The 16,536-nt window shown below is 65.9% G+C and carries 16 protein-coding genes and 1 pseudogene; 7 read left to right on the top strand and 10 right to left on the bottom strand.

The features are described 5' to 3' along the window. The first annotated feature begins 8 nt into the window (after positions 1-8). A complete protein-coding gene (locus tag AC5LXK_RS21520) occupies positions 9-350 on the top strand; it encodes a cupredoxin domain-containing protein (RefSeq protein WP_493393476.1) in 342 nt (113 codons plus the stop codon). A gap of 387 nt (positions 351-737) precedes the next feature. Here the strand turns inward: AC5LXK_RS21520 and AC5LXK_RS21515 are convergent. From AC5LXK_RS21515 to AC5LXK_RS21495, 5 genes and pseudogenes are all read right to left on the bottom strand, one after another. After that, positions 738-1,706 (bottom strand): annotated as a pseudogene (locus AC5LXK_RS21515) (D-2-hydroxyacid dehydrogenase family protein); the annotation flags it as partial. A gap of 127 nt (positions 1,707-1,833) precedes the next feature. Continuing rightward, a complete protein-coding gene (locus tag AC5LXK_RS21510; RefSeq protein WP_493393475.1) occupies positions 1,834-3,003 on the bottom strand; it encodes an alpha/beta hydrolase in 1,170 nt (389 codons plus the stop codon). Between the two features lie 84 nt (positions 3,004-3,087). Continuing rightward, on the bottom strand, positions 3,088-4,440 hold the full coding sequence (locus tag AC5LXK_RS21505) for an MFS transporter (RefSeq protein ID WP_493393474.1): 1,353 nt from the start codon (positions 4,438-4,440) through the stop codon (positions 3,088-3,090). A 27-nt stretch (positions 4,441-4,467) separates the two neighbouring features. Continuing rightward, positions 4,468-5,160, bottom strand: a complete 693-nt coding sequence (locus AC5LXK_RS21500) for an HAD family hydrolase (RefSeq protein ID WP_493393473.1) — start codon at positions 5,158-5,160, stop codon at positions 4,468-4,470. Between the two features lie 84 nt (positions 5,161-5,244). Then, positions 5,245-5,556: a winged helix-turn-helix transcriptional regulator gene (locus AC5LXK_RS21495; RefSeq protein ID WP_493393472.1), complete on the bottom strand. Its 312-nt coding sequence runs from the start codon at positions 5,554-5,556 to the stop codon at positions 5,245-5,247. A gap of 250 nt (positions 5,557-5,806) precedes the next feature. Here AC5LXK_RS21495 and AC5LXK_RS21490 point away from each other — a divergent pair, with 250 nt between their 5' ends. Both AC5LXK_RS21490 and AC5LXK_RS21485 read left to right on the top strand, forming a co-directional pair. Next, positions 5,807-6,292, top strand: coding sequence for a carboxymuconolactone decarboxylase family protein (locus tag AC5LXK_RS21490; protein WP_493393471.1), 486 nt, complete (start codon positions 5,807-5,809; stop codon positions 6,290-6,292). A 38-nt stretch (positions 6,293-6,330) separates the two neighbouring features. Continuing rightward, complete coding sequence (locus AC5LXK_RS21485; protein WP_493393470.1) at positions 6,331-6,660, top strand: YdhR family protein; 330 nt, start codon at positions 6,331-6,333, stop codon at positions 6,658-6,660. Between the two features lie 61 nt (positions 6,661-6,721). Here AC5LXK_RS21485 and AC5LXK_RS21480 read toward each other — a convergent pair whose 3' ends face one another. The 3 genes from AC5LXK_RS21480 to AC5LXK_RS21470 form a co-directional block, all read right to left on the bottom strand. Next, positions 6,722-8,227, bottom strand: a complete 1,506-nt coding sequence (locus tag AC5LXK_RS21480; RefSeq protein WP_493393469.1) for an agmatine deiminase family protein — start codon at positions 8,225-8,227, stop codon at positions 6,722-6,724. Positions 8,228-8,312: 85 nt separating this feature from the next. Then, positions 8,313-9,845, bottom strand: a complete 1,533-nt coding sequence (locus AC5LXK_RS21475; RefSeq protein ID WP_493393468.1) for a DUF3138 family protein — start codon at positions 9,843-9,845, stop codon at positions 8,313-8,315. A 233-nt stretch (positions 9,846-10,078) separates the two neighbouring features. Then, positions 10,079-11,200: a polyamine ABC transporter substrate-binding protein gene (locus AC5LXK_RS21470; RefSeq protein WP_493393467.1), complete on the bottom strand. Its 1,122-nt coding sequence runs from the start codon at positions 11,198-11,200 to the stop codon at positions 10,079-10,081. Positions 11,201-11,839: 639 nt separating this feature from the next. Between AC5LXK_RS21470 and AC5LXK_RS21465 the strand changes: the two genes are divergently transcribed. Then, the gene (locus tag AC5LXK_RS21465) at positions 11,840-12,148 is read left to right on the top strand and encodes an ArsR/SmtB family transcription factor (protein WP_050017453.1); all 309 of its coding nucleotides are present in this window, start codon (positions 11,840-11,842) and stop codon (positions 12,146-12,148) included. An 81-nt stretch (positions 12,149-12,229) separates the two neighbouring features. Beyond that, positions 12,230-13,291: an alkene reductase gene (locus AC5LXK_RS21460; protein WP_493393466.1), complete on the top strand. Its 1,062-nt coding sequence runs from the start codon at positions 12,230-12,232 to the stop codon at positions 13,289-13,291. Between the two features lie 18 nt (positions 13,292-13,309). On the opposite strand, the gene AC5LXK_RS21455 is transcribed toward AC5LXK_RS21460, so the two are convergent. Then, positions 13,310-13,837 (bottom strand): GNAT family N-acetyltransferase, encoded by a 528-nt coding sequence (locus tag AC5LXK_RS21455; RefSeq protein ID WP_493393465.1) that lies wholly within the window; start codon positions 13,835-13,837, stop codon positions 13,310-13,312. Between the two features lie 83 nt (positions 13,838-13,920). Between AC5LXK_RS21455 and AC5LXK_RS21450 the strand changes: the two genes are divergently transcribed. Both AC5LXK_RS21450 and AC5LXK_RS21445 read left to right on the top strand, forming a co-directional pair. Next, positions 13,921-14,532, top strand: coding sequence for a LysE family translocator (locus tag AC5LXK_RS21450; RefSeq protein WP_493393464.1), 612 nt, complete (start codon positions 13,921-13,923; stop codon positions 14,530-14,532). A 126-nt stretch (positions 14,533-14,658) separates the two neighbouring features. Further along, complete coding sequence (locus AC5LXK_RS21445; protein WP_493393463.1) at positions 14,659-15,615, top strand: alpha/beta hydrolase family protein; 957 nt, start codon at positions 14,659-14,661, stop codon at positions 15,613-15,615. Here AC5LXK_RS21445 and AC5LXK_RS21440 read toward each other — a convergent pair. Then, positions 15,612-16,532 carry a phosphatidylinositol-specific phospholipase C gene (locus AC5LXK_RS21440; protein WP_493393462.1) on the bottom strand — a complete coding sequence of 307 codons (921 nt, stop codon included), beginning with the start codon at positions 16,530-16,532 and terminating at the stop codon, positions 15,612-15,614. The two genes, AC5LXK_RS21445 and AC5LXK_RS21440, sit on opposite strands and share 4 nt — an antisense overlap. Positions 16,533-16,536 lie beyond the last annotated feature (4 nt).

Here is a 16,536-nt window from a genome sequence, read left to right as displayed (position 1 = left end):
AGACCGACATGATCCGCTTCAAGCAAACCAGAATCGTCGCGGCACTGATCCTGTGCGCGGCTGCCGCCGGCACGCCGCTCGCCGCGTTCGCGCAGGGCCCGGACGGCCCGCAGGTGACGATCCGCAATTTCATGTTTTCGCCGATGTCGACCACGGTCAAGGCCGGCACGACCATCACGTGGAAAAACCTCGACGCGGAGCCGCACACCGTCGTCAACGACGCCGGCATCTTCCATTCGAAGGCGCTCGACCAGGACGAGACGTACTCGTTCCGCTTCGACAAGCCGGGCGTCTACAAGGTGTTCTGCGGGATTCATCCGTACATGAAGGAGACGATCACCGTCGAATGACGCGGCTCGCCACGCCGCATGCGGACGAACGGCGGGTGGCCGCCCGCCATGGCCACCGCCTCATGCGCCCGCGCCGGCGACAACCCGGCGAAGGACTCGCGGCTTGACGATGTCCGATCCGGATGCTGTGCCGGTCGCGGTCGCCCGGCGCAATCAGGCGCGCGCGGCCCGGAAATGGGCGCGGCCGGCTTCGCTCACCTCGACTTCCGCCACGCCGCCGGGCGCATGGTGGCGGACCACATAGCCGCGCGCACAGGCCTCTTCCCACACCGGCAGGCGCGGACACGACGTGCGCCATGCGTCGATCACCTCGTCGTACGGCCGCGCGCCGGGGCCGATCCATTCGAGCAGGTCGAGAATCAGCGGCTCGATCGATGCCGCTTCGCGTGCGAGCACGTCCGGGTTGACCACGTGAATCGGCTGCCCGGCCGCATAGGACACGATCTGGTCGAACACATCCGAGAACTGCGTTTCGTATTCGTCTTCGGTCACGTAGCCGATATGCGGCGTGCACACGACATTGGGCAGGCGCAGCAGCGGATGCTGCGGGTCGCGCAGCGGCTCCGTCTCGTACACGTCTACCGCCGCCATCCCGGGCCGGCCGGCCTGCAACGCCGCTTCGAGCGCGCCCGGTGCGACGAGGCCCGCGCGGCTCGTGTTGACCAGCAGCGCGCCGGGCTTCATCCGCGCCAGCTCCTCGGCCGTCACGATGCCCCGTGTGGCCGGCACGAGTCGCATGTGCAGCGAAAGCACGTCGCAGGTTTCGAAGAACGTGCGCTTGTCGGGCGCCGTGTGCCAGCCGTCGTCGCGGGCGCGCTGCAGCGACGCTTCGCGCGCCCAGACCAGCACGTTCATCCCGAACGCGGCGCCGTATCGCGCAACTTCCGCACCGATCCGGCCATAGCCGTAAATGCCGAGTGTGTGCCCGCGCAGCGTCCGGCCGACGCCGATCTGCCAGTTGCCGGCCCGCAGCGCGCGCATCTGCTGCGGAATCTGGCGCATCGCGGCCAGCACGAGCCCCCACGTGAGTTCGGCGGCCGCATAGGACGGCGTGCCCGCGTGCTGGTTCGACGACACGATCACGCCATGCGCGGTGCACGCATCGATGTCGATATGCGGATAGACGCTGCGCTGGCTGATCAGCCGCAGCTTCGGCAGCCGCGCGATGAGCGGCGCGCGGATCTGCGTGCGCTCGCGGATCAGCACCAGCACCTCGGTATCGCGCAAGCGTTCGGCCAGCGCGTCGACGTCCTGCACGTGGTCGTTCCAGATCGTGACCGCATGCCCGTCCAGCTTGCCGAAGCTCGGCAGCGTGCGCAGCGTGTCGAAATAATCGTCGAGGATCGTGATGTTCATGGGGGTGCTCCTGGGAACGCCGTCATCCTGAACCGCGAACGCCGCCTGGGGAAATGAATTTATCTTGCCGATTCCTGCATTTTTCTGATCGATCGATGTTTGCCGTGCACGCAGCGCCCGCGCAGGCTCACTGTGCTGCCGCGCGCATGCCCGGCGCCGTACCGGCAACAACCGGACACGATTGCGGCAATGCCTGCCCGAACAGCACGGCCAGGCCGCAGGCGGACGTGAACATGCCGAGGCCGTCATGCCCGACACCGGGCACTTCGACGACCTGCTGCGCGAGATCGTCCGGGTGGCGCTTCTTCAGGTAGTCGAAATACGCGAGCCCGCGTGCGAGCCGGTACGGGCCCTGCGCCATCGCCGCACACGAACGGTCGATGAAATGCGTGTACGGGTTCGTATCGGCCTGCCCGAGCAGGTACACGACATGACGCGCAACGTAGCGCGTTTCGAGATCGTGCACGTCCTGCGACGCGACATAGGGCGGCGCCGACTTCAGCCCGTACTTCCATTGTGTCGCTCGGGGGCAGGTGTCGCCCGCAAGCGCGTCGGCATTCGGCCTTTCGTCGTCGAAATACAGGTAGCTCGACGGGTTCGCGACCACGTAGCGCACGGCGATGCCGGCATGCGCCAGTGCGTCGCCTTCACGCCCGGCCACGGCGTAACGCTGCAGCAACTGCGCGCCGGCAGAGTGACCGATCACGACGACCGTCGACAGTGCCGGATACAGGCTGCGGTCGGCGAAATGCGCGAGCAACGCATCGAGCGCCGCGAACGAGCTGATCGGGGCCGGCTGGCGCGCCGGTTCGCCGCCCTTCCAGCCTTCCTGCGTCCACGCGAGCGTCGATGCGGGCAACGAGAACGCACGCGTATCCGCGCGCGTCAGAAACTGCGGTGCGACGACCATCGTGCCCTTGCCGGCCGCGCCGGCTTTCTCGACGACCTGGCGCCCCGACGCGTAATACGCGTCGGCATTGCGGAGCGTGCCGTGAATCACGATGAACACGCGCGTGACGTCAGGCGCGGCCTGGTCGACCGGATGGTCGGCATAGACGGGCAGCACCGCGCTGCCCTGCGGCGTGTCGACGGCCAGGCGCTGGTCGGCGACGGCCTTGACCGGCGCTTCGAGACGTTCGCGCTGCGTGGGCGTGGCGGCTTCGACCGGGCGCGCACTGCCCGCCATCCCGATGGCGACACAGGCTATCGCGAGCGGAAGGGCGAATGACAGCGTCCGGGCGGGCGGCCGTACGCGCGAGGGCCAGATGCTTGCAAAGGCGACGAAAATAAGGGACATGGCAGCGGATCGGGTTGGGATATCACTTCAACGGCGATGGTCGCAGAATCCGTCGCGCGCTGCCGGCCCGTTGCGCAATACGATTCAGTCGGCCGGCTCGGAAATCCGTCCGGCGTCGGCTCGGGTTGCGCGCGCGTCGCCGCGCGGGGCGTTCCGGCCGCCTGCCGCCGGCGGCAAGCCGCCCGCCGCCACGGCAAGCAGCGGGCGCTCGGGATGCACGAACAGCCACAGCACCGCGCCACACGCCGCCGCGGCGCCAATCACGAACAGCCCGCTGCCCCAGCTGCCGGTGATCTTGACGACGAGCGCCAGCGCCATCGGGCCCGCGACGTTCGACAGGGCACCCCATACGTTGGTCCAGCCCGACATCACGCCGGCGAACGGCCGCCCGAGATCCTGCGCGGCCGACCACACGACGACCTGCACGAACCCGACCGCCGCGAACGACAGGCACAGCAGCGCAATGACCGCGGCCATCGCCTCCGCGCGCGACGCGGCGATCAGCGCCAGTGCGCTCACGACGAATCCCGCGATCGCGACCGGCGTGCGCGCCCAGTAGATCGAGCCCGTTTTCCTCAGCAGACGGTCGCTGACGGTGCCCGCGACGAATACCGCCGCGAATACGGCGACCCACGGCAGCGACGCGTACAGCCCCATTGCCTTCAGCGACAACCCGCGTGCACGCATCAGGTAGGTCGGCAGCCACGTGGTGTAGAAGCTCTGGATCAGTACGAGCAGGAAGTACTGGATACCGAAGATCCAGAAGCGCGGCAACCGCAGGCAGCGCACGAGCGAACCCGATATGACCATCTGGCCGGACGGCTGGCCGGCCGCGATGTAGTCGGCCTCGGCCTGCGAGATGAGCGGATGCGACGCCGGCGCATCGCGGTAGCCGAACCACCAGATCGCGCCCAGCAAAAGACCGAGCGCACCGAATCCGTAGAACACGGCATGCCAGCCGAAATGGACGATCGTCCACGCCGTGAGCGGCGCCGACACGATCGGCCCCAGATACAGCCCTGCGAGCAGCACCGCGTTGCCTTTCGCGCGCTCGCCGGTCGGAAACCAGCGCTTGAGCGCGACGACGCTGCTCGACCAGTCGGCCGACTGCGCGCCGCCGAGCACCAGCCGGCAGCCAAATAGCCAGGCGAACGAGCTGCCGAACGGCGTGGCGATCATCATCAGCGACCACAGCGTGCTCGTGCCGAACAGCACCTTGCGCGAGCCGAAGCGTTCGGCAGCACGCCCGGCCGGAATCTGGCCGATCGCGTAGGCCCAGAAATAGATCGTCAGGATCATCGACATCTCGACGATCGACAGGCCGAGTTCGCCCTGGATCGTCGGCGCGGCCACGGCCATCGCCGCCCGATCGAGCGTCATCACGAAGGTCAGCGGCGCGACCAGGAACGCGACGATCTTCCAGCGGAGATGGTTCACGTGGCGCGGCATCGTGCGAATCCGGTATCAGGCGTCGTGCGGGCCGGACGACTGGCCCGACTCGCGCTGCATCCGCTGCACGATCCCGGCCAGTTCGCCGATATGCGCGGGCACCGCCTGCTTGCCCGCGCGCGCCCAGCCGTCGAACGACGTCGTGCCGCTCACCGCGCCGACGAACCGCACGCCGGCGCGCTCGGCCGCCTCCGCGTCCACCGCATGATCGCCGACGTAGATCGCCGCGCGGGCCGGCAGGTCAAGCCGCGCGAGTGCCTGCACGAGCCCTTCGGGATCGGGCTTGTGGCGCTGCACGTCTTCGCCGCCGATCAGCACGTCGACCAGGGACTGCAGGCCGTCGCGTTCGAGAATCGCGTCGATCCGGTAGCGAAACTTCGACGATACGATCGCGACCGCGAGCCCTTGTTCGCGCAACTGCGCGAGCAGCCGCGGCACCTCGGGATAGATGTGCGTACCGGCCACCATGATCTCGTCGGCGCGCACAACGAAGTGCCGCGCGAAAGCGTCGGCCCGCGCCGGCCCGGTTTCGCCCGTCAACGAGCGGAACATCTGCTGCAGCGGGAGCCCGATCACGGCGCGGATTTGCGCGGGCGTCGCACCGGCGGCGCCAAGCTCGTGCAATGCGTACGCCGTGCACTCGACGATCGCGGCGGAAGAATCCGCCAGCGTCAGATCGAAATCGAAGATGACGGCCCGAACAGACATGAAAGGACTCCGCAAACGAAAAATGGATCATGCTCGACGCATGACCCGGAACGACCGTGCGATGCGCCCCCGTGCGCCGGCCGATCAGCGCGCTTGACCGGATTGCTCGCGATCGGCCGCGTCGAACCCGTCCGGGTCGCGCTTCGCCCACTGCCTTGCCCATCCCAGCAACGGCTGCAGCGCCGCCTCGAGCCGCCGGCCTTCGGCGGTCATGCAATAACCGCCCTCCCCGTGCTCGACGAGGCCCGACGCCTTGAGTTCGGCCAGCCGCGTATTGAGCAGGCGCGCGTTCGTTTCGCAGGCCTCCTGCAATGCGCGGAACGTGAGCGGCGAGTCGCGCAGCTCCCACAGGATGCGCAGCGCGGTGCGGCGCCCGAGCAGATCCAGCACGACCATGATGGGCCGCCCTGTCGTCGATCCGCGAACGCGTTGTCCGATTCTTGGTGTCGTCATGCTTTACTTTTTAAAGCAATCGACACGCCGAGTCAATGCCCTGATCGATGCTTCTTTTTGCTTTACTTTTTAAAGCACGATGCCTACGCTACATCGCATGCATCGCCTCGTGCACGGAGCCCCCATGACTCAGCGTATTGCTTGTGCAGCACCGCCGTTCGCACCTGACGTTGCGGCGTCGATCGAACGGATCATGCGGGGCCGTCCACCGTTGCAGCTCTTCACCACACTCGCGCGCGATACGCGCCTGTTCACGAAATTCTTTGCCGCCGGGCTGCTCGACAAGGGCCACCTCGACATCCGGCAGCGCGAGATCGTCATCGACCGCACCACCGCCCTTGGCGGATCGGAATACGAATGGGGCGTGCACGTCGCCGTGTTCGCGGCGGCGGCGGCGCTGACCGGCGAGCAGATCCGGTCGCTGGCGCACGGCTCGGCCGACGATGCGTGCTGGCAGGATGAAGACCGGGTGCTGATCCGGATGTGCGACGCACTGCATCGGCACTGCGATATCGACGACGATCTGTGGGATGCACTGTGCCGGCATTTCAGCGACGAGGCACGGCTCGAGCTGCTGATGCTCGCGGGCTTCTACCGGACCGTGAGTTATCTCACGAATGCACTGCGCCTGCCGCTCGAAGAGCATGCGGCACGGTTTCCGTCTCGTGCGACGGCATGAGCCCTTCATTTCCCCGATTTGCCTGCGGAGGTTTTACCGTGATTACCGAAATCGTCTTCTTCAAGCTGCAACCCAATGTCGATGTCGACACGCTGAAAGCGCGTTACGAAAGCACCGCGGCGAAGTGGGCGCAGAACCCGGACCTGCTGCACAAGTGGTACTTCCACGACCCGGCGACACACGAAGGTGGCGGCGTGTACGTGTGGCGCACGCGCGAAGCCGCGGCGCACTGGCACGGCGACGAATACAAGGCGATGGTCGAGCGGGTGTACGGCCACCCGCCCGTGATTCGCGTGCTCGATACGCTCGCGCACGTCGATGCGACGCAGGGGCGGTACGAGATCGTGGGGAAGGCGCTGCCTGCCTGACACGTGCGGCCGCCCGGAACGGTCCGTTACGGGCGGTTTGCATCGACGCGAAACGCCAGGCCTATGCAGGAAGCTCACGCGTCGCGCAATGCACGCCGCCGCCGCCCGACGCAATGCCCAGGATGTCGACCTGAACGATGTCCCGCGCCCCCGCATACGGCTGGATCGCCGTCAGCGCGGCGGAGTCGGCCGACGCGTCGTTGAATTTCGGCATGATGATCGCGCCGTTGCATGTGTAGAAATTGACGTAGCCGGCTGCGAAGTTCGTGAGCTGGCTCGTGTTCAGCGTCACGCCATTCGAGGTTCCATAGTTGGCCGGCGTCGTCAGCTCGATCAATTGCAGCGTCCTGCCGCTTGCGTCCGTTTGATTGTTCAGGCTCTGCCAGTTGGCCTCGGTCAGCGCCCGCTCGCCCATCGAATCCGACGCGTCGTAGCAATACGCGACCACACCGGGCGACAGGAACTTGGCGTAGAAATCGACGTGCCCGTTCGTGATGTCGGTCTCGCTCGCCGGCGTCGCGGCACCGCCTTGCCCGCCGGCCCCGCAGCCTTGCGGATAAATCGCCGTTCCCGGAATCCAGAGGATCTTCTGTACGCCGAGCGTACGCTGCAGTTCGGCCAGCACCGTGTCCTTCGCCGTCGGCAACAGTGTCGCGTTGGCCACCACACCGTCGGGAATGTTGAACAGCTGCGGATTGCGGCTGACGTGCAACACCGCGGATTCCGTCAGGATCGCCGTCGCTTCGCCGTCGAATTCGATCGCCCCGCCTTCCAGCGTCAACGTACTTTGTATCAGCGTGGCGTTGTTTGCCTGTGCCATCCATCCCGCCAGCGTGCGATCGTTGGCGAACGGCTGGAAGAATTTGCCCGCCTTGGACTTGTTGCTGCTCGCGGCAACGTCGGGCGGCACCGTCATGCCCGCATTGAGGTTCAAGCCGTCCGTGTTCGCATTGCCCCATCCGTTGAAATTGAAGCTGACCGCGCACAGGGCATTGCCGTTGGCCGTATCCTTCACGAACACACAGCCGGTGTCGCGCGTCCACAGATCGTCGAAGCCGTTGGCCAGTGCGATCAGGTTGACGCCGCCCACGCCCGCTCCGCGTGCCAGGTAATTCGAATGGATGGCGGGATTCGCGCCGCTGGCCGTCGCCAGCAAGGCCTGGGCGGCGTTCAGGTCGACCGGCAACACAAGCATGTTGACCGGCTCGTATGTGCCGATCGCTTTCGCCACGTCCATCAGGTCGGCACGCACCCGGTCGATACCGGCATCCGTGCTCTGCGCGGTCAGCGGCGTCCAGATGCCTTCCGAACCCGATGCAAACGCCATGTACGTCGCCGCGTGCGACGCATCCTCGCCCGGCTGCAGGTACGCCGCCAGGTTTGCCGCCTGCCGGGCAGACGAGCGAACCGCCGCGGCATTCGCCGGCGAATCCTCGCCGCCGCACCCTGCCAGCGCGCCCACCCAGGACGCGCCGAGCAGCGCCGCCGAGCCCCTGATGAAATCCCGACGCGTGAGCGTCACGTGATCGTCTTTATCACCCGACGGGGTAGTGATGGTGTCTTTCATTGCATCTCCATGAGCCATGACCAGCTGGATTGATCCGGACGACAGCGCATCGCGGCCGTCCGGCACGGCAGCGCACTGTCCTGCGCTAGAACGAGTAGATGAACTGCGTCGCGAGCAGGTCGTTGTTCTTGCTGTACGAGCCGTCGTTCCGCAGGAACACCTTGTTGTTGGCCCAGTCGTGGCGGTACTCGACCTTCACCGTGATCTGGGCAGTCGGGAAAAACAGCAGGTCGAGCGCGACGTCCTGATGGTTCGAACCCTTGCACTGGAGGCCCGCTCCGCCGCTTGCCTGTGAATTGGCGAAACAGTCCGCGCCGATACCGAAGCCGTTGTACGGGTCGCGCCCCTGACCGTTCAGCGCGATACCGCCGCCACCGCCGCCGTTCTTGCTGTCGGAGAGGAAGTCGTAGCGCAGCGTCGCGCCCATCCTGCCGACGCCCGGCAGGCTGAACTTCCGGTGCGCGAGCAGCGAAATGCCATACCATTGCGCCTGGCCGCCGTTGAATGCCGCGTTCTGTTGCTGACCGTAGTCGATTTCTGCGTTGTACTGAACGTCAGCAAGCTGATAAGTCAGATCGGCTTCCGAGAAGAAGAATGCGCCGAAGCCGCCGGGTGCCTGACCGCCGATGCCATAGCTCACGGCACCGGTCGCCGGGTTGACTGCGCTCGGCAACGTCTGCCGTCCGATGTTGAACGACGCCCCGATATCCAGCGCACTGGACCACGTATAGTCTGCGCGCGCCGTGAACGTCGGCACCTTGTTGCTGGTCGTGACCGGATCGCCCAGCGCGTTGGTTCCCGTCTGTGTAATGGCGCCGTTGGTCCGGTACTGTTCATTGCCGAGCAGGAACTTCCACGCCCAGTTACCCTTCGTATAGTTCGCCCCGACGCCGATGTAGCTGCCCGGATCGGAAAAGTCATACAGCAGGTTGTGGGTCAGCGTGAGCATCTGGTTCGACTGCTGCACTTCGTAGCCGCCGAAGCTGGACATCAGGCCCGCAACGAATGTCGTCGAACCCGTGAGCGGAACGCTGACGACCGCCGTATTCAGGATGTTGTTGCCGATCTGGCCATGCTCGTTCTGCATCAGCGTGATGCCGTTGCCTCGATTGGGCATCAGCGTGATTTCGGCAGACGGCGCCATCGGCCCGACCCCGAAGGTCTTCTTGATGTCCAGGTACAGATCGCCGAACGTGCTGTTGAAGTAGCCACCGGTACTTTCGTGATTCGCGAACAGGAACGACGAACTGCCCTGCGCGCGGTTGTACACATAGGTCGGATCGATGTAGCCCGTGACCGACAGGCCGGCAATCGGGCCGGTGTTCGCTGCGTCCTCGAGCGAATTCACCTTCATCTGCTGAGCGGCAAGCTGCTGCTTCATGGCCGTCACGTCGTCGTTGCTGAGCGTCGCCTGCGCTTTGCCATAGGCCGGCGACGACGGATCGACCGGTGCGGGTGCAGGTGCGGTGACGACCGGCCGCGCCTGCATGCCGGCCATCTCCTTCTTCAGCGCGTCGAGCTGCGCCTGCAATACCCGGATCCGGTCAGCCATCGTGTCGGCCATTGCGACTGCGGGCAGGCAGCCCGCCACCAGCAAACCAATCAGTTTTTTTCTCATACGAAGTCTCCATGTTGTTTTATGCGGCCGATGCCGCTCCGGCCGGGCAGTCGCAAGCCGCGTGTCCGGCAGGCGCACGCACGAACGCCCCCGTGCGAGGCGCGCGAGGCGGCTCACAGGTCGTGTAGCGTTCGAGGAATGCGCCTGCCCGCTATCGGTGCAGGCAACGCGGCATGACGGCGGTTTCGGTCAGCACGGCACGGCGCGTGCCGGAACTGCGCTGGCCGATGCCGTCAGCGCCCTGCCTTCAGCTGCGCCCAGAGGCGGTTCTCGAGGCGGACGATCTCGACGGGCAGCGGCTTCATCAGCGTCATTTTCCGCAGCACGTCATCGGGGGGATAGACGCTCGGATCCTGCGCGACGACGGGATTGACGAGCGATCGGGCAGCACGGTTCGCGGTCGGATAGAACACTTCGTTGGTGATCTCCGCATTGACCTTCGGATCCTCGATGTAGTCGATCCACTTCATGGCCGCTTCGGGATGCGCTGCATCCTTCGGAATCGCCATCATGTCGAACCACAGCAGGCCGCCTTCCTTCACGTTCGAAAAGCGGATCTCGTAGGACCGCTTCGCGTCCGCCGCGCGCCGCCGCGCAATGCCCACGTCGCCCGACCAGCCGATCGCGACGCAGACATCCTTGTTGGCGAGATCGTTGATGTAACCCGACGAGTTGAACTGGGTGATGTACGGACGCACCTTCTTCAGCAAATCGAAGGCCGCCTGATAGTCCGCGGGGTTCGCACTGTTCGGATCCTTGTGCAGGTACTGCAACGCGCTCGCGAACGCATCGGCGGCCTGATCCAGGAACGACACGCCGCAATGCTTCAGCTTCGACACGTTCTCCACGTCGTACACCAGCGCCCAGCTGTCGACAGGCGCGCTGTCTCCCAGCGCCTTCTTTACTTCCTGGACGTTGTAGCCGATCCCGTCCGTGCCGAACGCCCAAGGCACGCCGTATTGCGCGCCCGGATCGACATCCGCGACCATTTTCATCAGGACCGGGTCGAGATTCCTGAGGTTCGGAATTTTCGACTTGTCGAGCTTCAGCAGCATGCCGGCCTGAATCTGCCTCGCCATGTACAACGACGACGGCACCACGATGTCATAGCCCGAACTCCCGGCCATGAGCTTGGCCTGAAGCGTGTCGTCACTATCGTAGTTGTCGTACCGGACATGAATGCCGGACGCCTTTTCGAAGTTCGGAATCGTGTCCCTGGCGATATAGTCCGACCAGTTGTAGACGTTGAGTTCGGGCGCAGCCGCGAGCGCCGGCAGCGAGCAGCACGGAACAAGCCCCGCAATTGCAACGAGAGCAACGCCCGCGACCGTTGGGCGAAGATGACAGAAGCGCATTGCTGTTTTCCTTGAAGGTGATGGATCAGCGTGAACGTCGACGGCAAATTGAAAGAAGCCGGTCCGCGATCGGTGCGCTCCGTACGATTCGTCCCTGCTCGTGCAGTCGCGAATCCGTGCCGACGCTGGAAGTGCGCAGCGGCACACGGGCTCCCCTGATGCTTTCTCCTGCATCGCAAGCCGATGACAATTTGCTTACTACTCCGATATAATCGGACGATACGAAGGGCAACGGCATGAAACGAAAGCCGTTGCCTGCGGGTATCGCTGCACTCGCCTTGCCGACGAGTGAGCCATTGTGGGTAGAACAATTCCTGGTGAAAATTGATGTTTTTTGGTTGATTCGATCAATTTCCCTCATGGCTTGGCGGCCGTCGGCACATGCCGTCACATGCCGCTCGCAGCAGCCGAAATGCAGCCGGAATGCAGACAACCGCCGCCGGTCGGTACCCGATCCCGGCCCTGTGCGGGGCGTTCTGCAGCGCATCCCGGTCACGCGGGGAAAGCCCGCCCCGTCATGCATATCGACAACCTATCAACCCCATAGCCAACAGTGCCTTCGTGAATATCGTCAAATTACGATATAAGATTCGCCCATCGACGATACCTGTTTGCCCGACCGAAACACCACGCCCTTCCATGCCGACCGAACTCGACATCGATGCAATCCTGAAAGCGCTCTCGAACCCCGTGCGCCGGGAAATCCTCGTCTGGCTGAAAACGCCCGGCGAGCACTTCCCGCAACAGACGCTGCCGTACGAACACGGTGTCTGTGCGGGCCAGATCGACGCGCGCTGCGGGCTGTCGCAATCGACCGTCTCCGCGCACCTCGCCACGCTGCAGCGCGCGGGGCTCGTGACGTCGACGCGGATCGGCCAGTGGGCGTTCTTCCGGCGCAACGAGGCCGTCATCGACGCATTTCACGACGCCCTGCGCCGCGAACTCTAGCCAACGGCCGAACCGGCCATGCGGGGCGCCGTCGCACATGACGCGCCGGCTTCCCCGCCTTTCGTGAAGAGGTTATCTGCCATGCCCACGCTGTTCGATCCCGTTACCCTCGGCGACCTGACCCTGCCGAACCGCATCGTGATGGCGCCGCTCACCCGTTCCCGTGCGGGCGCGGCGCGCGTGCCGAACGCGCTGATGGCGCGCTACTACGCCGAGCGCGCATCGGCCGGCCTGATCATTACCGAAGCGACGTCGGTCACGCCGCAAGGCGTCGGCTATGCCGACACGCCGGGCATCTGGTCCGACGAGCAGGTCGCAGGCTGGAAGCAAGTGACGCAAGCCGTACACGCAGCCGGCGGCCGCATCGTGCTGCAACTCTGGCACGTCGGCCGGGTCTCCGATCCGGTCTTCCTGGACGGCGACCTGCCGGTCGCACCGAGCGCGATTGCCGCGGGCGGCCACGTGAGCCTCGTGCGTCCGCAGCGTCCGTACGTGACGCCGCGCGCACTCGAACTCGATGAAATTCCGGGTATCGTCGCCGCCTACCGCAAGGGCGCGGAAAACGCGAAGGCAGCAGGTTTCGACGGCGTCGAAATCCACGGTGCGAACGGCTACCTGCTCGACCAGTTCCTGCAGGACAGCACCAACCACCGCACCGACGCGTACGGCGGCCCGATCGAGAATCGCGCACGCCTGCTGCTCGAAGTTGTCGACGCAGCGATCGGCGTGTGGGGTGCCGGCCGTGTCGGCGTCCACCTCGCGCCGCGCGGCGATGCGCACACGATGGGCGATTCCGATCCGGCAGCGACGTTCGGTTATGTCGCGCGCGAACTCGGCCGCCGCAAGATCGCGTTCATCTTCACGCGCGAGTCGTATTCGGGCGACCAGTTGAGCCCGCGCCTGAAGGAAGCGTTCGGCGGCCCGCTGATCGCGAACGAGCAGTTCACGCTCGACACCGCACAGGCCACGCTCGCGAACGGCAGCGCCGATGCGATCGCATGGGGCAAGCTGTTCATCGCGAACCCGGACCTGCCGCGCCGCCTCGAACTCGGCGCACCGCTCAACAAGCCGGTGCCGGAGACGTTCTACGCGGAAGGCGAAACGGGCTATACCGACTACCCGGCGCTGAGCGACGCGGCCTGACGGCCGGGCAGCACGTGTTCAGGCGCGCACGTCCGCGCGCATGAACACGCGCTGCGTTTCGTCGAGACCGAGCGCGACATGGTGCGCGCGGATCGCGTGCAGCGTGTCGTCGAATGATGCATCGTCGACGATCCGGAAGCCGAGGCGCGCGTAGTACGGCGCATTCCACGGCGCATCGCGGAACGTCGACAGCACGACCTGCGCAATGCGTTCCTGCGCCGCGCGCGCCATCACCTGTTCGATCAGGCGCGCGCCGATCCGCTGTCCGGCATGCGACGGCGCGACATCCAGTTCTTCCAGATAAAGCCGCTGCGCATCGAGCAGCCGGTAAAACGCGAACCCGACGCACGCGCCCTGCGGATCGACCGCGACATACGCGCGACCGTCGTCGATGCGTACCAGCACGGCGGCCGCATCGGTCGGCTGGGCATCGGCGATGTCGGTCATGCCGATTTCGCGAAACCGCTGCGCGGCGGCGACTTCCACGGCGGCCATTGCAGCCGCGTCTTCCCGCGTGGCGGGACGAATCAGGATCGATACAGTCATGACGGCAATTCAGGCAGTCTGGAACGGCCGTCACTATAATCGAAACTTCATACGTTTCGAACGCCCTGCCCACGAGGTCCGTCATGACGTTGTCCGCACTCGCCGTCTTCGCCTTCGCCCTGCTCGTCACCGCCGGCACGCCCGGCCCGAGCGTCGCCGCGCTGGTTGCGCGCGTGCTGACGAACGGCGTGCGCGACGTGCTGCCGTTCCTCGCGGCGATGTGGCTCGGCGAAGCGCTGTGGCTCACGCTCGCGGTTGCGGGGCTGTCGGCATTCGCACGCACGTTCGCCACGGGCCTGATCGTGCTGAAGCTGCTGGGCGTTGCATACCTGCTGTTCCTCGCGTGGAAGATGTGGATCGCGCCGACCGACACGGGCGCGGACGACCTGCCGCGCGGCCAGTCGCCGTGGCGCATGTTCGTCGCGGGGATGCTGGTCACGCTCGGCAATCCGAAGATCATGGTGTTCTATCTCGCGCTGCTGCCGACCATCGTCGACCTCACACACGTCGGTGTCGCTGCGTGGGCCGAGCTGGTCGGTACGATGCTCGCGGTGCTGATCCTCGCCGACTGCTTCTGGTCGCTGCTCGCGTCGCGTGCGCGCGCGTTCCTGACGTCGGCACGCGCGAAACGGATCGCGAACCGTACGAGCGCAACGGCGATGGCGGGTGCCGCGGTGGCGATCGCGACGCGCTGATGCGTTGTCGCGGCGTTGCGAACCAATCGGTTCGCCGCAGGCGGCCACTGTACACAGCCGCCGATTTTCGTCACGATACGGCGAATCGCGACGGCGACCCGCCGCGCCCTTGACCCGGGGATCCACATGAAAACCTGGCTGTCGGCTGTCCTGCTCTGCCTGTCCGCCACTGTCGCGCACGCGGCCGGCGTCAAGTTCGTCACCCTCCCGGCCGATGCGGCCGGCCCCGAGTTGCGCGCAGCCGTGTGGACGCCCTGCGCGGCGCCGGCGCAACCGCTGACGATCGGCCCGTTCGTGCTGCAAGGGCTGCGCGATTGCCCGACCGTCGGCGACAAGCTGCCGCTCGTCGTAATTTCGCACGGTCATGGCGGCTCGCTCCTCGGCCATCACGATCTCGCCGAAACGCTCGCCGACGCAGGTTATGTCGTCGCGGCGATCAACCATCCCGGCGACACGGTCCTCGACATGAGCCGCGCGGGCGACCTGCGGGAACTCGCCGAACGCCCCGTCGACATCAAGCGCCTGGTCGACTACATGCTGAAGAACGCCCCCGATTCGGCACGGATCGACCCGCAGCGGATCGGCTTCTTCGGCTTTTCGCGGGGCGGTTATACGGGCCTCGTGCTGGCTGGCGGCGATCCGGATTTCCTGAATGCGCCGGTCGCGTGCCCGGACATGACGTGGTTGATCTGCCGGCAGATTCGCGACCACGACCTGCCGCCGGCGCCCCTCACGCATGACCCGCGCATCAAGGCCTACGTGCTGGCCGATCCGCTCGACGAATTCCCGACCGCCGCCACGCTGAAGGACGTGCATGCGCCCATCCAGCTCTGGGCCTCCGAATTCGGGGGCGACGGCGTCGAGCCGGCCACCGTCCCCGCGCTGGCCGGCCTGCTGCCGCATCGGCCGGAATTCCACACCGTCCCGAACAGCGCGCATTTCGCGTTTCTCGCGCCGTGTTCCGATGCATTGACACGCATGGCGCCACGGGTTTGCGTCGATACGAACGGATTCGATCGCGCGGCCTTTCACCAGACACTCGACGCAACAGCACTCGCGTTCTTCAACGCCAACCTGCACTAGCAGCGAAATGCCTTGCGCCAGACGCCCTGCTCCGGCGCATGGTCGTTGCATGCGATCAGCGCACGCACCAGCGCCCAGTCGTCGTCGTCGCAGAAATCGAGCAGCATCGCGCCGTACGGGCCGCGCTGCTCGCGCAATCGTTCGGCCAACCGCGCGTGAATGCCCTGCACCCTGCCGTCGCCATGCGCGACCACCGACGGATTCGCCCCCATCCCCGTTCCGCTGCAGAAATTGATCGCCCAGCGACCACTGTCCGGCAACGGCAGGTGCGTCAGCAGCGCGTCGATCGCGCGCCACTTCCACGCGATCGATGCGGCCACGGGCACGCGATATTCGTCCTGGATCACGAACGCGCCGTCCGGATGGTCGATCGAAAACGTCGTATTGTCGGGCCATGCGGTCAGGTCGATGCCGAGCGGCCGACTGCTGCGGAAGCGCCGCAGCAGCACGATCGCGCCGCGCACGCCGCCGAGCGCCGGCAGCGTGCCGCCGGCATGCCAGCGCAGATGCGGATGGCGCGCGCGATGCGCATCGAACGTCGCATCGAAACTGCGCGTGCATGCATGCGCCGGCCATTCGTCCTTCACCGACATCACGACGCATTCGCGCGGATGCGCATCGAGAAAGCGCGCACAGGCGGCCAGCACGTCGTCGAACGTCATGCCGAGCGCGATGCCGCCGTGATGGATGTCGAACGCATCGCGCACGTGCCGGCAGCGGATGTCGAGCAGCCGCACGCCATGCTCGAGCTGCGCATCGAGCGGCGCACGCTGCGTGCGCACGAGCACATCGTCGACCGTATACGCACAGGTGTCATGGCTGCCCGGTAGGGTCAGCGTATGCAGCAACCGCGCGTCGTCGAGCGCCGACATCCAGTCGGCGGGCGGCATGCGCGTATCGTGGCTCGAAGGGATCATGAAT

This window comes from Burkholderia pulmonis (assembly GCF_984667975.1).
Note: the sequence above shows the minus strand (reverse complement) of the source record. Positions and strands in the feature narration are given on the sequence as shown.

What these genes read in the sequence shown, in the direction of transcription:
- AC5LXK_RS21495 (WP_493393472.1), bottom strand. Translation starts at nt 5,556, where the DNA reads ATGGTCGTGCTGGATCTGCTCGGGCGCCGCACCGCGCTGCGCATCCTG.
- AC5LXK_RS21455 (WP_493393465.1), bottom strand. Translation starts at nt 13,837, where the DNA reads ATGACTGTATCGATCCTGATTCGTCCCGCCACGCGGGAAGACGCGGCT.
- AC5LXK_RS21510 (WP_493393475.1), bottom strand. Translation starts at nt 3,003, where the DNA reads ATGTCCCTTATTTTCGTCGCCTTTGCAAGCATCTGGCCCTCGCGCGTA.
- AC5LXK_RS21465 (WP_050017453.1), top strand. Translation starts at nt 11,840, where the DNA reads ATGCCGACCGAACTCGACATCGATGCAATCCTGAAAGCGCTCTCGAAC.
- AC5LXK_RS21520 (WP_493393476.1), top strand. Translation starts at nt 9, where the DNA reads ATGATCCGCTTCAAGCAAACCAGAATCGTCGCGGCACTGATCCTGTGC.
- AC5LXK_RS21500 (WP_493393473.1), bottom strand. Translation starts at nt 5,160, where the DNA reads ATGTCTGTTCGGGCCGTCATCTTCGATTTCGATCTGACGCTGGCGGAT.
- AC5LXK_RS21480 (WP_493393469.1), bottom strand. Translation starts at nt 8,227, where the DNA reads ATGAAAGACACCATCACTACCCCGTCGGGTGATAAAGACGATCACGTG.
- AC5LXK_RS21450 (WP_493393464.1), top strand. Translation starts at nt 13,921, where the DNA reads ATGACGTTGTCCGCACTCGCCGTCTTCGCCTTCGCCCTGCTCGTCACC.
- AC5LXK_RS21475 (WP_493393468.1), bottom strand. Translation starts at nt 9,845, where the DNA reads ATGAGAAAAAAACTGATTGGTTTGCTGGTGGCGGGCTGCCTGCCCGCA.
- AC5LXK_RS21440 (WP_493393462.1), bottom strand. Translation starts at nt 16,532, where the DNA reads ATGATCCCTTCGAGCCACGATACGCGCATGCCGCCCGCCGACTGGATG.
- AC5LXK_RS21445 (WP_493393463.1), top strand. Translation starts at nt 14,659, where the DNA reads ATGAAAACCTGGCTGTCGGCTGTCCTGCTCTGCCTGTCCGCCACTGTC.
- AC5LXK_RS21490 (WP_493393471.1), top strand. Translation starts at nt 5,807, where the DNA reads ATGCGGGGCCGTCCACCGTTGCAGCTCTTCACCACACTCGCGCGCGAT.
- AC5LXK_RS21470 (WP_493393467.1), bottom strand. Translation starts at nt 11,200, where the DNA reads ATGCGCTTCTGTCATCTTCGCCCAACGGTCGCGGGCGTTGCTCTCGTT.
- AC5LXK_RS21460 (WP_493393466.1), top strand. Translation starts at nt 12,230, where the DNA reads ATGCCCACGCTGTTCGATCCCGTTACCCTCGGCGACCTGACCCTGCCG.